The sequence below is a fragment of the Candidatus Thiothrix phosphatis genome (genome assembly GCF_035668035.1).
GTDB classification, from domain to species: domain Bacteria; phylum Pseudomonadota; class Gammaproteobacteria; order Thiotrichales; family Thiotrichaceae; genus Thiothrix; species Thiothrix phosphatis.
In genome coordinates, this window is sequence record NZ_JAYMYJ010000160.1 from 78,842 (window position 1) to 101,137 (window position 22,296).

Annotated in this window: 22 protein-coding genes; 16 read left to right on the forward strand and 6 right to left on the reverse strand. The window is 56.1% G+C overall.

The features are described from left to right. The first annotated feature begins 3 nt into the window (after positions 1–3). From VSS37_RS21120 to VSS37_RS21140, 5 genes are all read left to right on the forward strand, one after another. Complete coding sequence (locus VSS37_RS21120) at positions 4–381, forward strand: SirB2 family protein (RefSeq protein ID WP_324698457.1); 378 nt, start codon at positions 4–6, stop codon at positions 379–381. Next, a complete protein-coding gene (locus VSS37_RS21125) occupies positions 381–971 on the forward strand; it encodes a class I SAM-dependent methyltransferase (RefSeq protein ID WP_324698458.1) in 591 nt (196 codons plus the stop codon). Before VSS37_RS21120 ends, VSS37_RS21125 begins: the two co-directional genes overlap by 1 nt. Before the next feature lie 827 nt (positions 972–1,798). Continuing rightward, the gene (locus VSS37_RS21130) at positions 1,799–2,407 is read left to right on the forward strand and encodes a sigma-70 family RNA polymerase sigma factor (protein WP_324698459.1); all 609 of its coding nucleotides are present in this window, start codon (positions 1,799–1,801) and stop codon (positions 2,405–2,407) included. 23 nt (positions 2,408–2,430) lie between these two features. Then, a complete protein-coding gene (locus VSS37_RS21135) occupies positions 2,431–3,183 on the forward strand; it encodes a hypothetical protein (RefSeq protein WP_324698461.1) in 753 nt (250 codons plus the stop codon). A gap of 67 nt (positions 3,184–3,250) precedes the next feature. Then, entirely contained in the window at positions 3,251–4,483 is a 1,233-nt protein-coding gene (locus VSS37_RS21140) for a S8 family serine peptidase (RefSeq protein WP_324698462.1), read from the forward strand. Between the two features lie 278 nt (positions 4,484–4,761). On the opposite strand, the gene hemF is transcribed toward VSS37_RS21140, so the two are convergent. From hemF to VSS37_RS21155, 3 genes are all read right to left on the reverse strand, one after another. After that, positions 4,762–5,682: an oxygen-dependent coproporphyrinogen oxidase gene (gene hemF, locus VSS37_RS21145; protein ID WP_324698463.1), complete on the reverse strand. Its 921-nt coding sequence runs from the start codon at positions 5,680–5,682 to the stop codon at positions 4,762–4,764. 60 nt (positions 5,683–5,742) lie between these two features. Next, positions 5,743–6,183, reverse strand: a complete 441-nt coding sequence (locus VSS37_RS21150; protein WP_324698465.1) for a CAP domain-containing protein — start codon at positions 6,181–6,183, stop codon at positions 5,743–5,745. Positions 6,184–6,318: 135 nt separating this feature from the next. Continuing rightward, entirely contained in the window at positions 6,319–6,948 is a 630-nt protein-coding gene (locus VSS37_RS21155) for an MBL fold metallo-hydrolase (protein WP_324698466.1), read from the reverse strand. Positions 6,949–7,086: 138 nt separating this feature from the next. Here VSS37_RS21155 and VSS37_RS21160 point away from each other — a divergent pair, with 138 nt between their 5' ends. The 11 genes from VSS37_RS21160 (at position 7,087) to VSS37_RS21210 (ending at position 20,777) form a co-directional block, all read left to right on the forward strand. Beyond that, the gene (locus VSS37_RS21160) at positions 7,087–8,709 is read left to right on the forward strand and encodes an ABC-F family ATPase (RefSeq protein WP_324698468.1); all 1,623 of its coding nucleotides are present in this window, start codon (positions 7,087–7,089) and stop codon (positions 8,707–8,709) included. Positions 8,710–8,713: 4 nt separating this feature from the next. Beyond that, positions 8,714–8,881, forward strand: coding sequence for a PIN domain-containing protein (locus tag VSS37_RS21165; protein WP_324698470.1), 168 nt, complete (start codon positions 8,714–8,716; stop codon positions 8,879–8,881). 447 nt (positions 8,882–9,328) lie between these two features. Then, positions 9,329–10,222 (forward strand): RnfABCDGE type electron transport complex subunit B, encoded by an 894-nt coding sequence (locus tag VSS37_RS21170; protein WP_324698471.1) that lies wholly within the window; start codon positions 9,329–9,331, stop codon positions 10,220–10,222. Between the two features lie 33 nt (positions 10,223–10,255). Beyond that, positions 10,256–15,187, forward strand: a complete 4,932-nt coding sequence (locus tag VSS37_RS21175; protein WP_324698473.1) for a 2-oxoacid:acceptor oxidoreductase family protein — start codon at positions 10,256–10,258, stop codon at positions 15,185–15,187. 128 nt (positions 15,188–15,315) lie between these two features. Then, positions 15,316–16,680 (forward strand): electron transport complex subunit RsxC, encoded by a 1,365-nt coding sequence (rsxC, locus tag VSS37_RS21180; protein ID WP_324698475.1) that lies wholly within the window; start codon positions 15,316–15,318, stop codon positions 16,678–16,680. Beyond that, the gene (locus tag VSS37_RS21185) at positions 16,680–17,729 is read left to right on the forward strand and encodes an RnfABCDGE type electron transport complex subunit D (protein ID WP_324698477.1); all 1,050 of its coding nucleotides are present in this window, start codon (positions 16,680–16,682) and stop codon (positions 17,727–17,729) included. Before rsxC ends, VSS37_RS21185 begins: the two co-directional genes overlap by 1 nt. After that, a complete protein-coding gene (locus VSS37_RS21190) occupies positions 17,726–18,385 on the forward strand; it encodes an RnfABCDGE type electron transport complex subunit G (protein WP_324698479.1) in 660 nt (219 codons plus the stop codon). Before VSS37_RS21185 ends, VSS37_RS21190 begins: the two co-directional genes overlap by 4 nt. After that, on the forward strand, positions 18,382–19,035 hold the full coding sequence (gene rsxE, locus VSS37_RS21195) for an electron transport complex subunit RsxE (protein WP_324698481.1): 654 nt from the start codon (positions 18,382–18,384) through the stop codon (positions 19,033–19,035). Before VSS37_RS21190 ends, rsxE begins: the two co-directional genes overlap by 4 nt. After that, on the forward strand, positions 19,028–19,615 hold the full coding sequence (locus tag VSS37_RS21200) for an electron transport complex protein RnfA (RefSeq protein WP_324698482.1): 588 nt from the start codon (positions 19,028–19,030) through the stop codon (positions 19,613–19,615). The genes rsxE and VSS37_RS21200 overlap by 8 nt, the downstream gene beginning before the upstream one ends. Next, positions 19,612–19,803, forward strand: coding sequence for a chemotaxis protein (locus VSS37_RS21205; protein WP_324698484.1), 192 nt, complete (start codon positions 19,612–19,614; stop codon positions 19,801–19,803). The genes VSS37_RS21200 and VSS37_RS21205 overlap by 4 nt, the downstream gene beginning before the upstream one ends. 128 nt (positions 19,804–19,931) lie before the next feature. Then, on the forward strand, positions 19,932–20,777 hold the full coding sequence (locus VSS37_RS21210; RefSeq protein WP_324698486.1) for a ferredoxin reductase domain-containing protein: 846 nt from the start codon (positions 19,932–19,934) through the stop codon (positions 20,775–20,777). Here VSS37_RS21210 and VSS37_RS21215 read toward each other — a convergent pair. From VSS37_RS21215 to VSS37_RS21225, 3 genes are all read right to left on the reverse strand, one after another. Beyond that, positions 20,767–21,030 (reverse strand): hypothetical protein, encoded by a 264-nt coding sequence (locus VSS37_RS21215; RefSeq protein WP_324698488.1) that lies wholly within the window; start codon positions 21,028–21,030, stop codon positions 20,767–20,769. The genes VSS37_RS21210 and VSS37_RS21215 overlap by 11 nt on opposite strands. Positions 21,031–21,216: 186 nt before the next feature. Next, positions 21,217–21,606, reverse strand: a complete 390-nt coding sequence (locus VSS37_RS21220) for a ribosomal maturation YjgA family protein (RefSeq protein WP_324698490.1) — start codon at positions 21,604–21,606, stop codon at positions 21,217–21,219. Positions 21,607–21,727: 121 nt separating this feature from the next. After that, positions 21,728–22,231 (reverse strand): fatty acid desaturase, encoded by a 504-nt coding sequence (locus VSS37_RS21225; RefSeq protein WP_324698492.1) that lies wholly within the window; start codon positions 22,229–22,231, stop codon positions 21,728–21,730. Positions 22,232–22,296: the final 65 nt, after the last annotated feature.

Below are 22,296 nucleotides of genomic sequence, written 5' to 3' on the forward strand. Positions count from 1 at the left end.
CACGTGGAAGCACACACCCTCTTGCTTAAGTTACACGCCATCGTCGCGTTGTTGTCTGTCGCCATTTACCTGCTCAGGGGCTTCTGGATGTTGGCCAACAGCCAGGCGGTAATGGGCAAGGCGGTGCTGGCGGGCGCTTCGCTTTCCATGTTGCTCCTGCTGGGGACTGGCTTGTGGCTGGCGTTTTTCAGCACAACCCATGGTGTTGATGCCTTTGTGATCATCAAATCCATTGGCCTGATCGTGTATGTGGTGCTGGGTGTGATCGCATTGAAGCCGGGCCTGGACAAACCCATCGCCATTGTGCTGTGGCTATTGGGGCTGGCGGCGTTCATCTATACTTTCCTGTTCGCAAAAGGCATGGCTCCGGCGTTATTGTAATGGCAGATATCCCCTACACTGATAAATTGCGCGAAGACCTCCGTTTGGAGGCAGAGCTTTGCGGGCAGCATTTCACCTTCCTGTCGACCTGGGGAATTTTTTCCCCGCGTGAAATCGACGAGGGGACGGCGTTGCTGCTGAAATACCTGAAAATCAATCCGGCTGACGACTGTTTCGACCTGGGTTGCGGCTACGGGCCGATTGGTCTGGCAATGGCGAAATTGGCCCCTCAAGGCCAGACGCTGATGGTGGACAAAGATTTCATGGCGGTGGAATACGCCAACCGCAACGCCGCCCTGAACCGGTTGCCGAACGCCAGGGCTATGCTCAGTAATGGCTTCCAGCATATTGACAGGGATTTGCGCTTTGATGTGATCGCGTCCAATATCCCGGCGAAAGTCGGCAAGGAAATGATGAGCATCCTGCTGCACGACATGAAACAGCGCCTTAAGCCGGGGGGGCGTGTTTACCTTGTCACCATCAATGGGTTGCGGGAATACATGAAGCGCAATCTGAAAGAGGTTTTCGGCAATTTCGACAAGCTGAAGCAGGGTGCGGCGTATACGGTTTCCTATGCCGAAAAGCTTTAGGGGTTGGTTAATATCTATTCATCCCGTCAACACTGCAGAATCAGGCGGCGTCGTGATATTCCGTCACCAATGCCTCCTATTCCGTGATCCCATCACACCAACACATGTTGGGCTAACCCGGTTGACTGGATTCCCATAATGCGCGGCGCTTATTGGCGGTGGCTGCCATGCTGATTATTTGTTCAGCATGGCAGCCCCTCGGATTGGCTTCGAATAAATAAGCGCCGCTTGCCATTTCAGCCTAGTGGCTATGTGTTTGACGTCAGGCTGAATGAAATCAGCACCAGTCGGGATTTCCACGCCTTCAGGCGTTTTGATGATGGAAAAAATAGTGTCAATGGGTACATTCATATCCATATTGTGGATGAACTATTCAGCGGATCAAAGGCCGCTAGGTAGTGACCGCGTGGCGTACCTGGCTGATGGTTGGTGCGTCCTACATGTTTGCGCCGCTTTTTAACTATAAATTGTGTCAATGTAGCGCCGACCATGATACATAAAAATCCTGGTTTCAAAAGGTAAAAAATCTTAAAATTGAAAGTGATACACAATCTTATTTAGATAAAAACTGTATACTCTATAAGTTAATGATGATGTGGTGATGTCAATGATTCGTAACTAAAAAAAGGCGGATCCGAAGATCCGCCAGACTTGCGAGGGAGTATTATAACTTTTAAGAATTACTAGTTGAGTGTGTAGTGTGCTGATTAAGTCGCTGCCACCAGCGTGTCGGTTCAAACAAAACTGCAAAAATTGTCATTTAAACTTTTTTGTTTGTTAATCGAGTGAAATTTAGAACCAAACAGCCAACAAGAGCGACTTACACGATGAAAGGCCATTCACCAAGCAGCAAGCAGCAAGCGGAAGTAGTAGGCAAGCGCAGTGATGAAGTGTTGATGGAACTCATCAGCAGCGGAGACCAGCAAGCGTTCAGCCATTTGTATTTACGTTACCAACCCAGGTTGGTGAAATATTGCTCTCGTGTATTGCGGGATGATATTGCTCAGGCTGCTGATCTTGTGGATGAGGCTATGTTTGATGTTTGGCGGTCAGCAGAAAATTTTGCAGGCAGATCCAAGGTTTCGACATGGATTTATTCTATCGCCCGCAACAAGGTTGTGTCGTGGTTACGCAAAACCTCGGAGCTGACGTTGGAAGATGAGTCGATATTGGACGCCATGATTGACCCTGCCGCCAACCCTCATGAGGTATTGGCATTGGATGACATGAAACAGCAGTTGTTGCGACTGATGGATCAACTTACGGATGAGCATCGAGAGGTTATCAGGCTAACTTATTTTGAGGACAAATCAGTCAAGGAAGTTGCCGAAATTCTGGATATTTCCGAAAACACAGTCAAAACCCGAATGTTTTATGCTCGCAAGCGATTGGCACAATTGCTGGAAAAAGCAGGAATAGTCGGATTTGACCTTTGATACAGTCAGGAAAGCAATTAATTATGAGCCTATATCCAAGTGGTAGTCCTGTCGAAGAGGCGCATCTCCTTCTTCCTTGGTACATTACCGGAAAATTGAGCGAACCAGAGCGTAAACTGGTGGAAAGCATGCTGGAGCAGAATGCTGAGTTAAAAGAGGAATATCTCCGCGAACTTAAAATGGTGGATATGATTCGCTCCAATAGCAGCCTTTTGCAGTTAACTGCGGTTGATACGACCCAGCAGCGCTTGGATAAGTTGATGAAGCGTATTGAGCGTGAGGAGCAGACGAAGAAAAACACGTTTCCGGAGCAAGCGATAAGGCAGGCGAATAGAAAAAAGGCAGCTTTTGCTTGGCGGGAGCTTTGGTGCAGCTTGTTGCCGCAAGGCAGTTGGTTGATGTCGGCGAGAGCTGTCTTTGCTGTATTGTTACTGGCGCAAGCTGGTTTGATTGGTTGGTTTGCCCATTCATACTTCGACCCACAAAGTAATGTTTATATTACTGCGAGCGCAGTGGATACCGTTGATAAGAAAGCAAAAGTGCCAATGGTTAGCGGAATGATCCTGCTGATAAGCTTCAATGAGTCTGCCCGAATGCGTGAAGTGCGGGATTTTCTGAAGCAATGGAACGCCCATATTGTGGATGGCCCGGATGCAAGTAACCTGTTCAGGATTGAAATCAAGGATGTGCCTTCTTCTGACCAGCGATCGGAGTCAATTTTGCAGCAAATCCGACAGAATCAGGTGTTGGTTGGTTTCGTCGGACGGGAGTTCTAATTCCTGCCTGCTTTTTCTTCATGGTCTCGTTATACTGTTACCCGCAATTCAGTAGCCCGGATATACCATGCAATCTCTTCATTATTTTTTTATCCCGTCTATTTTATCATTACTGCTTGTGGCCTGTAGTGGTGCTCCCATCAAATATAAAGTTTTAGGTACTGCTGAAGATTCAGGAGCATGCCAAATTAACGAAAATATTTGCGTCGCCACTTATCAGTTTCGTCCAGTGAATTATGAAAAAGACGAAATGTTGATCACCTATAATAGCCAAAAGCCATCGGAAATAGCCGATGCTGTATTGAAAAAATACAAATTGCGGGCTAAACGCAGTGACAACTTAGATTCTATTAACACGACCATGATTACAGCGGCCACCAATGGGCAGGATCCGTATGATGTGGTTAAGGCGATCAAGCATAATGAAAAGGAAGTGGATGCCAATACCAGCAACTTTTTCACTACTGCGGCAATCCAGACCGGTGGTATGCCTATCTGGCCTTTGGGGTTGACGGGAGTGGGCGCGGCCCGTCAACGTACTGCGGGTGGTGGGGTGATCATTGGTATGATCGACACACCAATCGACATTGACCATGCCGCATTACATTCCACCATTGACCGCATTGACTTGGTTCCCCAAGGCGATGCGCTTAATCGTCTGCATGGCACGGAAGTGGCGGGTATCTTGATCAGCCGAAATTCGCTTATTGGCATTGCTCCGGATGCGCTATTGGTCGCCATCAGCGCTTTCAGCACCAACCCGAACAATCCGGATGAACGCCGCAGCAATTCAGGCCTGATCGCCAAAGCTTTGGAAATAGCCATGCAAAAGAATGTGCAAGTGCTGAACCTGAGTTTTGAGGGGCATTCAGACCCACTGGTGGACAGAATGGTGGAGGCTGCTGTGCAAAAAGGCATTGTGGTGGTTGCTTCCGCTGGCAATGGCGGGCCTGGGGCGCAACCAGCTTACCCGGCGGCGTTGCCTGGCGTTATTGCCGTGACTGCGGTGGATCAGACGGAAAATGTCTTTAGCCGGGCGAACCGGGGTGATTACATTGATCTTGCTGCACCTGGCGTCAGCGTTTTAACGACTGCGCCGCGTGATTCTTTTCGCACCGCTAGCGGCACTTCGATGGCGGCTGCCCATGTCAGTGGTTTGATCGCCTTGATGAAATCGCTGAACCCGGCGTTCAATCCTGAGTGGCTCAACTTTACTGCGACTGACTTAGGCCAGCCGGGAAGGGATAGCGATTACGGCTATGGCCTGATCAATGCGGAGCGAGTGTTGTCAGCCTATTAACTCATTTCTGCAAAAATTTGACTTGAAGCAAGAAAACTTGGAGATGCGGCAACGTTTTGATTTTGCTCAAAGAGATTAGCGCTTCCTGCCTTTACGATAGCCGCAGTTTTTCGTAAGGAGCAGTATAAATGGCACACTTTTTCTCTAGCGCTCAAGGCATTGTGTTTATGTCCGTGTTTACCATCGTCTTCATTTTAGGTTTCCTGGGCTACCTAGGGTGGAAATTCTATAAGCTTTCCGGCCATAAGCCACAGCCGGGCGAAAAAACCTGGTAAGGTTCAGGCATTTTCTGTCAGCCAATCACGGGGGCGCAGGAAATCGGTGTAAAGCCTAGCTTCCTCGCTGCCAGCGGCAGGCAGCCAGTTATAACGCCATTTGACCAGTGGGGGCAGGGACATCAGGATGGATTCGGTGCGGCCGCCGGATTGCAGGCCAAATAAGGTGCCTCGGTCATACACCAGGTTGAATTCCACGTAACGGCCCCGGCGGTAAAGCTGGAAGTCACGTTGTGTTTCGGTGAAAGGCAGGTTTTTGTGGGCGCTGACAATGGGGCGGTAAGCTTGGATGTAGCTATCGCCGACACTGCGCAGGAATGCAAAGCTTTTGTCGAATCCCCATTCATTCAGGTCGTCGAAGAACAGGCCACCAATGCCGCGCGGTTCGTTACGGTGCTTGAGGAAGAAATAATCATCACACCACTGCTTGTAACGGGCGTACACACCCTCCCCGAATGGGTCGCAGGCGGCTTTTGCCGCGCGGTGCCAAGCAACGCAATCTTCCTCAAAACCGTAGTAGGGGGTCAGGTCAAAGCCGCCGCCGAACCACCAGACCGGCTCTTCACCGGGTTTTTCCGCGATGAAAAAACGCACATTGGCATGGGAGGTGGGAACCATCGGGTTATGCGGGTGAATAACCAGCGATACTCCTAGGGCCTGGAAACTGCGTCCGGCCAGTTCCGGGCGTTGCGCTGTCGCGGATGGCGGCAATTTATCGCCAAACACATGGGAGAAATTGACGCCGCCTTGCTCAAACACGGCACCATTGCTGATTACGCGGGTGCGTCCGCCACCGCCGCCGGGGCGTTCCCACGCATCTTCTGCAAAGCCCGCGCCGCCATCTTCAGCCGCCAATTGACTGCAAATGTCATCCTGCAAGGCCAGTAGGTAATCTTTGACGGCGGCAATATCCACTTGCGGCATGGGGCGTCCTTGTTTGGTTGCAAAACTCCCTATTGTAGCCGGAAAAGAGGGCTATGTGGGTCAGTATGGCTTTATTCCAATGTAGTTTCCTGGCGGGCTATAGTTGCATACCCATATTTGGCTGTTATCTGAACAAACTGTGCGGGCGCAGCCGATATTGAGCGTTGTGCTCCAGACCATTTGTGTGTAATGCCCGCAAGGCTTTCCAGCGGCGCAGGTGTCCGTTGCATACGTATAGTCCGTTTTCTCCGCAGCCCAGGCCTGCGCCGGGCGAGCTGAATCGATTGCCTGGATAGCCCCACCATAATTGCTGTACCACGCAATGTTTTCACCCGTGTTCAGGGTGTCTTCGGCTGAAGTGCGGTGCGTTAATTGGCAGCCCGTATTGGCAAGGTGATCGGCCCAGCTTTTTGCGTATTCAGCCAGCTGTTCCGACCAAATTAAAGGGATGGAACCGACCAAAGCCCGCTCCTGGTTATGTATATCCAGCATGCCTGTCATATCGGGCGGATCAGTCAGGGTCGTTGTAGTGGGCGTTGGGGCTTCATTTGTGTCGGAAGATGAGCCGCCGCCGCACGCTGTACACAGCAGCGCGAGGCTCAGGATGGAAACGTTGCGCACTTTATTGTCCTCATATCAGGGAATAAAGGGGTTGTAATGGCGCTCCTTGCCGATGGTTGTGTTGGGCCCATGACCAGGAATGACAATTATATCATCACCCAATGGCCACAACTTAGTCTTTATAGAGTCAATCAGTTGGCGATGGTTCCCGCCTGGAAAATCGCTGCGGCCGATTGAACCGTTGAACAGCACATCCCCTGCGAACACCACGCCCGCCTGCCGGTGGACAAACACCACATGGCCTGGCGTGTGGCCTGGCGTATGCAACACCTCCAGCGTTTGCTTGCCAAAATGCAGGGCGTCGCCTTCCTGTAGCCAATGGCCGGGAACGAAGGCGTCACAATGCGGCAGCCCAAACTGTCTGGCTTGGAGCGGCAAGGCGTCCAGCCAGTATTGGTCAGCGGTGTGCGGGCCGGAAATGGGGATTTGGTAATGCCCGGCCAACGCCAGCGTCGCGCCGACGTGATCCAGGTGGCCGTGGGTGAGAAAAACGCCGACGGGTTTCAGGCCATATTGGGCGACGGCGGCGATCAGCTTGTCGGCATCGCCGCCTGGGTCGACAAAAGCGCACTCGCTGGTTTCCTCGCACCAGACAAGACTGCAATTTTGTTCGAAAGCGGTTACGGGAATGGTCAGGTACTGCATAGGTTGGCCCCGCGTTTGGTTATTCAGGGCACAGATTATACGTGGGAATGAAACCCTGCGAAGCATGGTTCAGTAATCCAGAAAATGCTAAAGTACGCACTCTTTGATTTTAGCCCCAGATTCGCCCAAGGATTGACCATGTTAGTCGCTGCCAATATCACCATGCAATTCGGCGCCAAGCCGCTGTTCGACAATGTTTCCGTCAAATTCGGCGACGGCAACCGCTACGGCCTGATCGGGGCCAATGGCGCGGGCAAGTCCACCTTCATGAAAATCCTGTGTGGTTTGCAAGACCCGACCCACGGCAATGTTTCCAAAGACCCGAACGAACGCATGGCCTACCTGCGCCAAGACCAGTTCGCCTACGAAGACCAGCGGGTGCTGGATGTGGTGCTGATGGGGCATGAGGAAATGTGGAAAGTGATGGCTGAAAAAGACGCCATCTACATGAATCCGGAGGCGACTGAAGACGATTATATGCGCGCGGCGGAACTGGAAGGCCAGTTCGCGGAAATGGACGGCTACACCGCCGAAGCGCGCGCCGGTGAACTGTTGTTGGCGGTCGGCATCCCCACTGAACAACACAGCGGCCCGATGAGCCAGGTTGCGCCCGGCTGGAAACTGCGCGTGCTGTTGTGCCAGGCGCTGTTCGCCAACCCCGACATCCTGCTGCTCGACGAGCCGACCAACAACCTCGACATCAACACCATCCGCTGGCTGGAGGAAACGCTCAACAACCGCGATTCCACCATGATCATCATTTCGCATGACCGCCACTTCCTGAACCAGGTCTGCACCCATACCGCCGACCTCGATTACGGCAAGATTCAGGTGTACCCCGGCAACTACGACGATTTCATGGAGGCCGCCACCCAGGCGCGTGAGCGGCAGGCCAACGCCAACGCCAAGGCCAAGGAGCGCATTGCCGAATTGCAGGATTTCGTGCGCCGTTTCTCCGCCAACAAATCCAAGGCCAAGCAGGCCACCAGCCGCCGCAAGCTGATCGAAAAACTCAAGCCGGAAGACGTGAAGCCGTCCAGCCGCCAGTATCCGTGGATTCGCTTTGAATACGACGAGAAAGAGCGCCTGCACCGTTTCGCGGTGGAAGTGGAAGACCTCACCTTCGCCTACGAGAACATGGAAAAGACCCTGATCCGCCACTTCAGCTTCACGGTCGAGGCAGGTGAGAAGATCGCCATCATCGGCGAAAACGGTGTCGGCAAAACCACCCTGCTCAAGCTGCTGGAAGGCAAGCTGGCACCGCAGAAAGGCGGCATTAAATGGGCGGAAAAAGCCCGTTTCTGCACCTACGACCAAGATCACGAGGACGAATTCAAGAGCGACAAGCCGCTGACCGACTGGATCGCCGACTACGTGCGCAAGGAAGGCTACGAAGGCGAAGACGCCGAAACCCAGATTCGCGGCACGCTGGGCCGTCTGCTGTTCGGTGGCGACACGGTGAAAAAGCCGGTGAAAGTGCTGTCCGGTGGCGAGAAAGGCCGCATGATCTTCGGGCGCATGATGCTTTCCCGCACCAACGTCATGCTGATGGACGAACCGACCAACCACTTGGACATGGAATCCATCGAATCGCTCAACGGCGCGCTTGACCGCTACGACGGCACGCTGCTGTTCGTGTCGCATGACCGCGAGTTCGTCAGCTCGCTCGCCACCCGCATTTTCGACGTGAAAGGCAATGGCGTGATTGTTGACTACCGTGGCGCCTACGACGAATACCTGCAAAGCCAGGGATTGGAATGACCTTGTGCTGATTTACCTGTATTCCGAAGATGAGCCGGAAAAGGCGGCTCTTGCCCTGCAATGCGCCCAGGAGCCGGATGCGTGGATCAGCACGCAGGTATTGAACGAAGTCAGCAATGTGTTGCGCCGCAAGCAACAACAGGCTTACCCGGACACCCTGAAGGTCATCTAGGAGCTGCAAGGCAATTTTCAGGTCACGACCGTGACGACCCGGACAATTGAGCAGGCGCTGTTGTTGGGGGAGCGTTATCGCTACAGCTATTTCGACAGTCTGATATAGTGGTCGTACAGCGTCTGCGTAATGACCACGCCTTCAAAATTGACGCCTTTGCCGTCGTCGGTCTCCTGCCCTGCCGCGCGCCTGTGACTCCCCTTCCGTTTCGCCCTGTTTCCGTGCTTATATCTGACTGTTATTATGGGTTTATCTTCAAGGCATTGATAATTCGCAATATGTGATGCATCTCTGTGGTGCATGGAATATCTTCGTTCTATCCCTTTTCGGCTATGCCCATATCTCTTTTTGTTGTGCGACGCAATATAAAAGTTTGATCCATGTCATTATTGCGCCGCACCATTCTTAGTAACGTGAATGTCATATTAGGATCGCAGGACTTTCACCGTGGTAAATGCTCTCTTTACTGCCGATATGGGCGTGGCGCTGGGCTACATGCTCGCCTTAGGGGTAACCCTGGCTATATTGCTGGCTATCGCCAATAAGTTTCTGTTTGTTTACGAAGACCCGCGTATTGACGAAGTGGATTCCGCCCTTCCACATGCCAATTGCGGCGCTTGCGGGGAAGCCGGTTGCCGCGTCTTCGCCGAAAAGCTGATTGCCGGTGCAGTCAGCCCTGCCCAATGCACGGTCAATGCGCCGGAAAATAATGCTGCCATCGCCAATTTCCTCGGCGTCGACCTCGGCAACCAGGAAAAGCGGGTGGCGCGGCTGGCCTGCGCGGGCGGCAACCATGTCGCCTACATGCGCGCGCAATATTCCGGCCTGCAATCCTGCCGGGGCGCGGCGATGGTGGGCGGCGGCGGCAAAGGCTGCGCCTGGGGTTGTCTCGGCATGGGCGATTGCAAGGATGTCTGCGAATTCGGCGCAATCAGCATGGATAAAAATGGCCTGCCGGTCGTCGACATCACCAAATGCACCGCTTGCGGCGATTGCGTCGATGTCTGCCCCAAACAACTGTTTGAACTGCACCCCATTAGCCATCAATTGTGGGTGGCCTGCAAAAATCTTCACCATGGCAATGAAGCAGAAACCGAATGCGAAGTGGCTTGCACCGCCTGTGAGCGCTGCGCCAACGATTCCCCCGAAGGCTTGATAACGGTCAGGGACAACCTGGCAATCATTGATTACAGCAAGAATTCCCTGGCCTCCAAGGTCAGTATTCAGCGGTGCCCGACCGGCGCCATCGTCTGGCTGGATGACAAAGGGAACATTGAAAAAGGCCAGAAGGCAAAAGCCGTCATCAGAAAACAGGCTTTGCCGGTCATTGGCCGCGCGTAACCCTTTAAAAATTCTTTCCGTGAGGCAGTCAAAATGTTCGGAAGCAAGAAACCAGCAAAACCTACCGTCAAGTACCCCGGTACGCGCATGGCGATGGATGGCAACGCCGCCGTCATCATGTGTGAACGCGAGGCATCTGACGCGGCGGGTGCATACCCCATCACCCCTTCCACCCAGATGGGCGAATACTGGGCGGAAGAGGTGGCGAAGGGTCACATCAATACTTCCGGCCAGCCGCTGATTTTCGTCGAGCCGGAATCCGAACACGCAGCCGCTGCCGTGACTGCGGGTATGTCCATGACCGGCTTGCGCGCCACCAACTTCTCTTCCGCGCAGGGTGTGGCGTTCATGCACGAATCCCTGTACGCGGCGGTGGGCAAGCGTCTGCCTTACGTGCTGAATATCGGTTGCCGCGCCATCACCAAGGCCAGCCTCAACGTGCACTGCGGGCATGATGACTATCACTGCATTGACGACACCGGTTTCTTCCAGATTTTTGCCAAGAATGCGCAGGAAGCCGCTGACCTCAACCTGATCGGGCGCAAGATTGCCGAACTGTCGCTGACGCCTGCCGCCGTGGCGCAGGATGGCTTCCTCACCACCCATTTGATCGAGCCGTTGCAAGTGCCGGAACGGGCGCTGATCGACGAATTCCTCGGCAGCCCATCCGACATGATCGACTGCCCGACCCCGGCGCAGGAAATGATCTACGGCCCGAAACGCCGCCGCGTGCCGGAAGTGTGGAGCGTCGACAACCCGATGGTGGCCGGTACGGTACAGAACCAGGACGCCTACATGCAGGCCACCGCCGCGCAGCGCCCGTACTTTTTCGACCACATCCGTGACCTGTCTGAAAAGGTCATGTCCGAATACGCCGGTCTGACTGGCCGTTACTATGGCCGCATTGCCGAATACCGCTGCGATGACGCCGACTACGTGATCCTCGGCCAGGGCAGCATGATCGTGCAGGCGGAAGCCGTTGCCGATTACCTGCGCGACACCCGCAAGCTGAAAATTGGCGTCATCAACCTGACCATGTACCGCCCGTTCCCCGGCGATCTGGTCAGCAAGGCATTGAAAGGCAAGAAAGGCTGCGTGGTGCTGGAGCGTACCGACCAGCCGCTGGCCGAAGACCTGCCGATCATGCGTGAAGTACGCGCTTCCCTCACCAAGAGCATCGAAAACGGCATGGTTGCGCGTGGCGAATTGCCATACCCACTGTATGCTGCTTACAAGCCGGGCGATGCGCCTGCGCTGTACTCCGGCTGCTATGGCCTCGGTAGCCGCGACCTGCAACCGGAAGGTATTATCGGCGCAGTCGAAAACATGCTGCCGGAAGGCAAAAACAAGCGTTTCTTCTACCTCGGCATCGACTTCTTCCGCGACGCAGCCACCCCGCGTCAGGAAGTGTATTTCAGCGACCTGCTGAGCCGTTACCCGCAAATTAAAGACCTGTCGATTTACGGTAGCGAAAACCCCAACCTGATGCCGAAAGGTTCCATCACCGTGCGGATGCACTCGGTCGGTGGCTGGGGCGCGATCACCACCGGCAAGAATCTGGCGATGACCTTGTACGACCTGCTCGGTTTCGACATCCGTGCCAACCCGAAATACGGTTCCGAGAAGAAAGGCCAGCCGACCACTTACTACCTGTCGGCAGCGCCGGAGCCGATCCGTCTGAACTGCGAATACCACTACGTTGACGTGGTGCTGTCGCCCGACCCGAACGTGTTCCAGCATTCCAACCCGCTGCACGGTCTGGACAAGGATGGCGTGTTCATCATCCAGAGCAACCTCGGTTCGCCGCAGGAAGTGTGGGCGCAAATTCCACGCAACGCACAGAAATACATCGTTGATCACGGTATCCGCGTGTTCTACGTCGACGGTTTCAAGATTGCGCGTGAGGAAGCCTCCAACGCCGAGCTGCAATTCCGTATGCAGGGCAATGCCTTCCAGGGCGCGTTCTTCGCCGCTTCCCCGCTGATGGAACGCAACAACATGACCCGCGAAACCCTGTTCGGCGCGATCGAAAAGCAGTTGCGCGACAAGTTCGGCGGCAAGGGCGCACGGGTGGTAGAAGACAACCTGAAGGTCGTGCGTCGCGGTTTCGATGAAATCGTCGAAATCACCGAGAAAACCGTCGGTGTTACCCCGGATTCCGTGCGCAAGCAGGCCAGCAGTCTGCCGGTCATGCTGAAACAATTGCCGGAAGGCGACGGCCACGTTTCCGACATCCACCGTTTCTGGGAGCAGACCGGCAGCTTCTACATCGCGGGCAAGGGCAGCGGCAACCTCGCCGACCCGTACATGGCCACTGGCCTGATGCCGGTTGCGACCGGTTTCTACCGCGACATGACCCAGATCCGCTTCGAGTACCCCGAATTCAAGCCGGAAAACTGCACCGCCTGCGGCAACTGCTACAGCGTGTGCCCGGATAGCGCCATTCCGGGGCTGGTCAACTCCATCGCCGACGTATTCAACTCCGCCATCATGCGCATCGAACGCGGCGGCAACCCGACCCGTTTCCTGCGCCGTGAAGTGCGTGGCGTGGAAAAGAAACTGCGGGCGCTGATCGACGCAAAGGGTGAAGAAGCCAACGTCAACCAGCTCCTCGACCACGCGGTGCTGGAACTGCTGGCCGAGTCCGAACTGGAAGGCAAGGAAAAGGAAAGCCTGGAACGCGAATTCGCCCGCCTGCTCGAAGTCATCGGCGACTTCCGTTTCGCCGTCACCAAGCCGTACTACACCAACCGCGAGAAAAAGCAGAAAGGCAGCGGCGGGCTGTTCGCCGTCACCCTCAACCCGTACACCTGCAAAGGCTGTATGGAATGTATCGAAGTCTGTGACGATGGCGCATTGGTCGCCGTACCGCAAACCGCCGAAAGCGTGGAGCGGATGCGCAAGGAATGGAAATTCTGGCTCGACCTGCCCACCACCAGCCCGGATTTCAGCCGCATCGACGATCTGGACGAAAAGGTCGGCGCGCTGGAAACCCTGCTGCTCGACAAGCACAACTACCACGCCATGATGTCCGGCGATGGCGCGTGCCTGGGTTGCGGTGAAAAAACCAGTATCCACCTGTTCACCGCTACCGTGACAGCCTTGCTGCAACCACGCGTCAAAGTGCATCTGGAAAAGATCGACAAGCTGATCAATGCGCTGGAAACCAAGGTGCGCATGGAGCTGGCGAGCAATATCGACCTCGGCAACACCGCCGCTTTCCGCAATGCCATCGACAATAACCAGGAACATGACCTGACGCTGGGCATTCTGTCGCATTCACTGGAGGAGGCAGGTGGCCACACCCATCCGCTCAATCAGGCATGGCTGAAAGACATTACCAAGCTGCTGGATGCGTTGCGCAGCCTGAAGTGGAAATACACCGAAGGCCAGACCAACCAGGGCCGTGCCGAAATGGGCATCATCAACGCCACCGGCTGTACTTCCGTGTGGGCGTCCACTTTCCCCTTCAACCCGTACCCGTTCCCATGGGCTAACCATTTGTTCCAGGATGCGCCATCGATGGCGATGGGTATCTTCGAAGGCCACATGGCGAAAATGGCGGAAGGCTTCAAGGCGATCCGCAAGGCCGAGCTGATCATTGCTGACAAGTACGACCCGGCTGAGCACGACAACTTCCTGACCTACTTCAACTGGAAAGCCTTCAGCGATGAAGAATGGCGGCTGTGCCCGCCGGTAGTGGCTGTTGGCGGCGATGGCGCAATGTATGACATCGGTTTCCAGAACCTGTCGCGCGCGCTGATGTCCGGGATGCCAATCAAGGTGCTGGTGCTGGATACGCAGGTGTACTCCAACACCGGTGGCCAGGCCTGTACTTCCGGCTTTATCGGCCAGGTATCCGACATGGCGCCATACGGCAAGGCGTGGAAAGGCAAGACCGAAATCCGCAAGGAAATGAGCCTGATTGGTATGGCACACCGCACCTCTTTCGTGCTGCAAGCCTCCATTTCCAATATGACCCACATGATCGAAGGCTTCATTGATGGTCTGAACAGCCGCCGTCCGGCCTTGTTCAATATCTACGCCGTGTGCCAGCCGGAACATGGGGTGGCAGATGACGCCGCCGAACAGCAGAGCAAGCTGGCGGTCGAATCGCGCGCCTACCCCTTGTTCCGCTTCGACCCGGATGCCGGTGAAACCTTGAAAGACTGCGCCAGCATCGAAGGCAACCCGTTCGTGGACGAAGACTGGCCGACCTACGCACTGGAATATACCGACGAAAAAGGCAAAGCCGCCAGCATGAAAGTGCCAATGACCTTCGCCGATTTCGCCCTGACTGAAGGCCGTTTCCGCAAGAGCTTCCGCAAAGCGCCGCCGGAAACCTGGAACAACAATATGGTGCAGTTGCACGAGTTCATCGAACTGGACGAAGACGAGCGCGACGGCAAGTACCCGTACATCTGGGCAGTGGACGGCAAGAACCGGCTGATGCGGGTGCTGGTAGCGCAGGAAATCGTGGCTTCGACCGAAGAGCGCCGTGGTTTCTGGCATCAGCTCAAGTCGCTGACAGGTGTGGATCAGGTAGTTGATCTGGATGCCATCAAACTGCAAGCCAAGGCCGAAGTTGCCCAGCAACTGACCGCCACCCTGATGGGGATGGCGGCAGGCAGTGTTCCGGCCAATCTGCTGGCCAGCGGCGGCAACGGCGCACTGGCTCCAACGGCGTCCAATGGTGCTGCCGCCAATGCTGCCGATTATGAGCCGGTGTGGGTGGAAACGCCGGAATGCACCGCCTGCGACGAGTGCATCAATATCAACCCGGGCATCTTTGCTTACAACGATGCCAAGAAAGCCATCGTCATCAATCCGCAGGGCGGGCCTTTCAAGGACATCGTGAAAGCGGCTGAAAAATGCACGGCAGGCTGCTTGCACCCCGGCACTCCGCACAACCCGAACGAACCCGGCCTCGACAAGCTGGTAGCACGGGCGGCGAAGTATCAGTGAAGAAACCCCTCCTAACCTCCCCTTATCAGGGGAGGAACAAGAAGGTGGCACATCTTTCTTCACTCCCTCCCCTGATAAGGGGAGGGTCGGGGAGGGGTTTCTTAAGATGGGAATCATGAGGATTTTTCATGCTTGCTCTGTTTGACAAATTGCGCAAAGGCCGCTTCTCGCACGGCATCCATCCGCATTACCACAAGGAAGCGACCCAGGGGAAAGCCATCAAGCGGCTGGCTTTCCCGCCGCGTCTGATCGTGCCCGTTATGCAGCACATTGGCAGACCTGCCAAACCCATCGTCAAAGTGGGTGAGGAAGTGGTGCGCGGGCAGGTGATTGCCGAAGCGGATGGTTTTCTGTCCGTGCCGGTACATGCGCCAGCCACCGGTATCGTCCGCGACATCGGCCTGATGGCGAGTGCGGCTGGCCCACGGGTGCTGTCGATTGTGATCGATGTGTACAAGGCTGCCTCCCAGCAGGTGTTGTACGGCGAGCCGGTGGAGCCGGAAACGCTGACCCGCGCGGAACTGATCCAGCGCGTACAGGCGACCGGCTTGGCCGGGTTGGGCGGGGCGGCTTTCCCTTCGCATGTGAAGCTGAAAATCCCTGCCAGCAAGGCTGCGCACACGCTGGTGGTGAACGGCTGCGAATGCGAACCCTACCTCACTTGTGACCACCGGGTGATGCTGGAACAACCGCAGGATTTGCTGCAAGGCATCCGCTACGCACTGCGCATCACCGGAGCAGAACGGGCCATCGTCGGGATTGAAGACAATAAGGCGGATGCTGCTGCTGCACTCAAAGCCGCCTTGCGCCCTGATGACCGGATTACGGTGGAGTTGGTGGAAACCAAGTACCCGCAGGGCGCGGAAAAGATGCTGCTGAAATCGCTGCTAGGCGTGGAGGTGCCGGAAGGCGGCCTGCCCATTGATCTGGGGATCGTCGTTAATAACGTCGGTACGCTGGCGCAACTGGGCAGGCTGCTACCGTCTGGCGAAGGCTTGATTGAGCGCGTGGTCACCATTACTGGTTACAACGTCGATATGCCCAAGGCTGGCAATTATCGGGTGCCGATTGGCACGCCGGTGCGTTTCATCCTCGAACAAATGGGGGTGGAAGCCGACCACGAGAAAGTCATCCTCGGTGGGCCAATGATGGGCGCTTCCCTGGCTTCACTGGATGTGCCGATTACCAAGGGCACTTCCGGCGTGCTGGTGTTTCAGGGCCGCACTTTCATGGATGGCGAAAATACCGCAGCGGTTTACCCCTGCATCAAGTGCGGGCGTTGCGTGGATGCCTGCCCGATGCACCTCAACCCGGCGCAGATGGGCTGGCTTGCTGGCAAACGCCAGTACGGACTGATGGAAACCGAATTCCATCTCAAAAGCTGTTTTGAATGCGGCTGTTGCAGTTTCGTATGCCCGTCGAATATTCCATTGGTGCAATACTTCCGCATCGCCAAGGCGGTTAACCGCGAATTGCAGGAGAGGGCTGCCTGATGGCCAATAAACACGTCGTTCTACACACCGCCCCGCATGTGAAAAAGCCGCAGGATGTGCCGACCATTATGCGCAACGTGGTGTATGCGCTGTTGCCGATTGTGGCGTATGCGGTGTACCAGTTCGGCATCAGTGTGCTGGCGCTGGTGATTGTCACCACGCTGGCTTGTCTTGGCACCGAACGTTTCTTCGGCTGGATGGGCGGCAAGCCTAATTCGCTGGGGGATTGGTCTTCCACCATTACCGGCATGCTGCTGGCGCTGACTTTGCCGCCGGGTTTTCCGTTGTGGATGGGGGCGCTGGCCGGGATTGCGGGGATCGCCATCGGCAAGGCGGTGTTCGGTGGGATCGGTTTCAACGTGTTCAACCCGGCGCTGGTTGGGCGGGCATTTGTGCAGGCGGCGTTTCCGGTGGCGATCACCACCTGGACGCCAGCGTTTTTCAGTGGGCGCTTCACCGAATTTGTGCCTTCCACCCTGACCCTGCCGTTCCTGATTCCGCCGGAGACGGCAGAGTGGGTGAAACAGGTCGCGGTGGATGGTTTTACCGGGGCTACCCCGCTGGCGCTGCACAAGTTCCAGCATGTCGCCACCAGCCCGCTGGATCTGTTCAGCGGCGCGGTGGCGGGTTCGGCGGGGGAAACTTCCGCCATCCTGATCCTGCTGTGCGGTTTGTATCTGATCGCGCGCAACATGATGAACTGGAAGATTCCTGCGTGGATTTTCATCGGTGTGGTGGTGACTTCCGGGGTGTTGCACCTGATCAATCCGGCCAAATGCGCTGATCCGCTGTTTATGCTGTTTTCCGGCGGGTTGATGCTGGGGGCGATGTTCATGGCCTCCGATATGGTGGGGTCGCCGTTGACACCCAGGGGCGTGATGATCTACGGGCTGCTGATCGGCGGCCTGACGGTGGTGATCCGTGTCTACGGCAGCCTGTCGGAGGGCATTATGTACGCCATTCTGCTTGGCAACGCCGCCACCCCGTTGATTGACGCCTTCACCCAGCCAAGGCTGTTTGGCGCGCTACCGAGGAAGAAATCCGCATGAGCAGCAAAACAAGTATGGCGATGGTCGCCACGCTGGGGTTTGTGACCGCGCTGTCCGGCTTCCTGATTGTGACGGTGTTCCAGGCCACCAAACCGGCGATTGAGGAAAACAAGCGTCTGGCTATCCAGCAAACCGTGCTGGAGGTGATCACGGGCGCGACCGCCGACAAGCATTTCATCATCAATGGGCAAGGCGAACTGCTGGAGGCCGCCCCTGGCATGAAAGGCGTCAATGTGTATGCCGGTTACGATGCGCAGGGCAAACTGCTGGGGGTCGCGGCGGAAGGCAGCGCGCAGGGTTATTCCGGTTCGGTCGACACCATTTACGCCTACACCCCGGCGTGCGGATGCATCACCGGCGTCAAGGTCATCAAGCAGACCGAAACGCCGGGGCTGGGCGACAAGACCATTACCGACAAGGCTTTCGTCGCCAACTTCGAGCATCTGGAAGCAAAGCTGGATGCGGCGGGCAAAGCACTGGCCAACGCCATTGTCGCGGTCAAGCACGGCTCCAAGCAGCACCCGTGGGAAATCGACGCCATCAGCGGCGCGACCATTTCCTCCAAGGCCATCGCCAAGGGGCTGAACGGCAGCGCGCAGGACGTATTGCCCAAGCTTGTGCCGTTACTGTCCAAGATTGAAGGAGCCAAGCCATGAGCCTGATCAAACAGGATGACCGCATTACGCTGGACACCTTCCTCGAAGGCGTCTGGCGCGAAAACCCGGTGTTCGTGATGATGCTGGGGATGTGCCCGACCCTGGCCGTCACCAATTCGGCAATGAACGCGCTGGCGATGGGGGTGGCGACCACCTTCGTGCTGATTGCCTCCAGCCTGTTGGTGTCGCTGTTCCGCAACCTGATCCCGTCGGAGGTGCGGATTGCGACTTACATCGTGATCATTGCCACCTTCGTCACCATCGTCGATTACACCATGCAGGCGGTGAGCCAGCCGCTGTACCACGCGTTGGGTGCCTTCATCCAGTTGATCGTGGTGAACTGCATTATCCTCGGGCGGGCGGAAGCCTGTGCTTCGCGCAACAAGCCGTTGAAATCGATGGTGAATGCGGCAGGCATGGGGCTGGGTTTCACCCTGGCGCTCCTGAGCCTTGGCAGCGTGCGCGAACTGTTGGGCAGCGGCTCATTATTCGGCCTGCCGCTGTTCGGCGAACATTTCCAGCCGTGGGTGGTGATGGTGTTGCCGCCGGGTGGTTTCCTGGTGCTGGGCGGCTGGCTGCTGTTCTTTGAATGGCTGAAAACACGCAAACAGGATCAGGTTTTGGGCGCGGAGGGTGCCACACATGGGTAACGCTGACAGTATTACGTTCATCTTTTTCAACGCCTTTCTGGCCAACAACTTCGTGCTGGCGATGTTTCTGGGCTTGTGCCCGTTCCTGGGCGTTTCCGGCAAGCTGAATACCGCGCTGCCGATGGGGCTGGCGACTTCCTTCGTCATGCTGGTCAGCTCGGTGTGCGCTTATTTCCTGAATGAATTGCTGGTGGCGTTCGGCATCGAGTACCTGCGCCTGATCAGCTACATCGTGGTGATCGCCTCCGCCGTGCAGCTGGTGGAAATGACCCTGAAGAAACTCAGCCCGACATTATTCCGCGCGCTGGGGATTTACCTGCCGCTGATCACCACCAATTGCGCGATTCTGGGGTTGGCGCTGTTCCAGACCTTCAAGGAATACAACTTCATGCAGTCACTGGCGTATGCGTTGGGCGCGGGCGCAGGTTTTATCCTGGCGCTGTTGCTGATGGCGGGCCTGCGTGAGCGGCTGGAGCTGGCGAAACTGCCGAGTGTGACGCAAGGCGCGGCTCTGAGCCTGATTCTGGGCGGCTTGCTGTCGCTGGCGTTCATGGGCTTTGCAGGATTGGGGGCGGAATGATGCGGGATTATGTGATTGCCATGCTGGCGATGCCGGTGTTGTTGCTGGCGTGGATTGTGGTGCAGCGGATTGTGCGCGAATACGCCTTGCGCCACCCCGAGTTCGGCCCACCACGGGAAGAAGGCGGCGGCTGCGGTTCGTCGTGCGGGTGCAGCGGCAAGGGCGCGTGCAAGAATCGTGGACATTAGAAGAAACCCCTCCCCGACCCTCCCCTTATCAGGGGAGGGAGTCAGAGGTTCGGAGTCGCATCCGGCTCCTCCCCTGATAAGGGGAGGTTGGGAGGGGTTTCTTAATTGACTATTTGGGAGAGACAATAATGACTGAAGAAACTGTTGGCGCTACCTGCCAGGCGACCCTCAAGGCCAGTACCCGCATTACCAGCAGCAGCACGGACGAAGTGCGCGAGCTGGTGCTGAGTGTTGATGAACCGGCGTTCCGGGCATTGGCTGGGCAGAATATCGGCGTGTTGGTTCCGGGGCCACATCCGTTCGGCAACCCGTTCCATCACCGTTATTACAGCGTGGTGTCGGCGCAGCCGAGTGGCGAAGGCACTGACATCGAGATTCTGGTGCGGCGCTGTTCCTACATCGATGAAATATCGGGGGAGGAATACCCTGGTATTGCTTCACAATTCTTGTGTGATGCAGCGCCCGGCAAGCAGATTACCCTGACCGGGCCGTACAAGGCACCGTTCAGGGTTCCCGCCGACAAATCCAGCAACCTGTTGATGATCGGCACGGGCACCGGGATTGCGCCATTCCGTAGCCTGATCAGGTCGGTGTACGCCACACACGGCGGCTGGCAGGGCAAGGTGCGGCTGTTCTACGGCGCGAAAAGCGGTCTGGACAACCTGTACATGAACGACCAGAACAATGATCTGGCCAACTACTACGATGAAGCCACTTTCGAGGCGTATCAGGCGATCAGCCCGTATTCCTATGCGGATGTGGCGGAAACGCTGGGCAAAAGCCTGTCACAGAATGGGGCGAAAACCTGGGTGCTGATGCAGATGCCGAACACTTATGTCTACCTCGCAGGGTTGCAGAAACAGGTGGCGGTGCTGGACAGGGTGATGAGTGAGCTGGCGGGTTCGACGGCGAACTGGCAGGCGTTGAAAAGCCGGTTGCAGGCAGAGGGGCGCTGGGCGGAACTCACGTATTGACGTGGTGAGAAGGGCGGCTATTCTCTTGGTCGCCCTTTTCAATATCTCCGAAATGGTTTTGTAGTTTCTTCAATGGTTCCAAACCGTGCTGTTTGTTGCCAAATATTCTTTCGTGTAACTCATCCCGGTCAAACTTCCAGTCGTGAGAATTGCCTTGCCCGCTCAGGGCTACGAATTCATCAATATCAGAGAGTTCGCCGATTTCCACATCGGGCTGAAGGCGGATCAGATTATAGTGGAAGGCTTGTTTCATGGGCTGCTGTCCTTGGCAAGGGCTTGCTGTAATTCTAGCAGCTCCTTGTCGCGGCGGTGGTGGCCGGTTTCTTCGATCAGCCTTGCCGCCGCATTCACATGATCCGCAAATGACAGTTTGGCTTGTGCCGAATAAATCGTATTACACCAAAACAGCGGTTAGCCCAGCTAACCCATTAGCCTCTACTCATTCCAGGATAACTCGCTTGGCCTTGATGACTGCGCAGCGGGTGTCCAGCCACCAAATGCCCAGGCAGCCTGCGGCATACATCAGGATGTCGTGGACGCTGAAGCTGGTCCCCAGCACTACCCGCGCCCAGCCGGTCAGGTGCAGCACATCCGCCAGCCGGAATAGCTGCGCCAGTTCAACCGTACAGGCGAATACGAACACACCCAGCGCCAGGCGTTTTGCCTCCACGTTCCAGAATGCCTTCACCGCACAATACACCAGCATCACCACCAAAAAATCGCCGAAATAGGCACGGATGAAATGCAGGTGGTTAAGCTTGGTGGCAATGATGGCTTCCACCGCAAACAACGCGATGGCAGCAAGCAGCCAGGGTAAATGTAAACGCATGAATCCCCCTATTGGTCAGCCTAAATATTTGCCGGTTGAACCCGCCAGGCGTCATTATCGGCGAAAGCTTTGCAGATAATATGCAAGCTTGCCGTATCTTTTATGAATGTGGCTTTCTGCCTTACAGAACCCAGCGGTGTTCCCGATAGCCCGCCTGATCCAGCCGCCGCGCCAGTTCCGGCAGATGGCAGGTGGGAACCGCCGGGAACAGGTGGTGCTCGATGTGGAAAAACATGTTGTAAAACAGCAGGCTTTTCCACGGCGAGCGCAAGGTGCGGGCGTTGTTCCAGTGGTCGGTTGCGCAATCATGGTGGACTGTCCACACCGCGAAGAAGGCGGACAGGCAATAAGCCGCCAGCATCAGCAGGTTGTGGGTTTGCAGGGCAGGACTGTCCAGCCAGCCCCAGATGACGCCCAGGACGATGGCATTCCCCAGCAGTTCTGCGCGAATCCAGCGCTTTTGGCGGCGGCTGGCGAAGCGCCATGCGTCGAGGTGCAGGCGCAGCGGGAATAGCGGGCCTTTCAGCAAGGTTTCCCTCAAGCCTTGGCGCGCAACAACCTGCTGGTGGTTGGATTGCAGGCAGCATACAGCCGGATGCGCAGGCAAGGCTTCCGCTATGATCATCCAGGAAAATATTTCGGCTGAAGCCTTTCTGGCATAATGTCGCCTCCCCAATAGGCACAGAGACG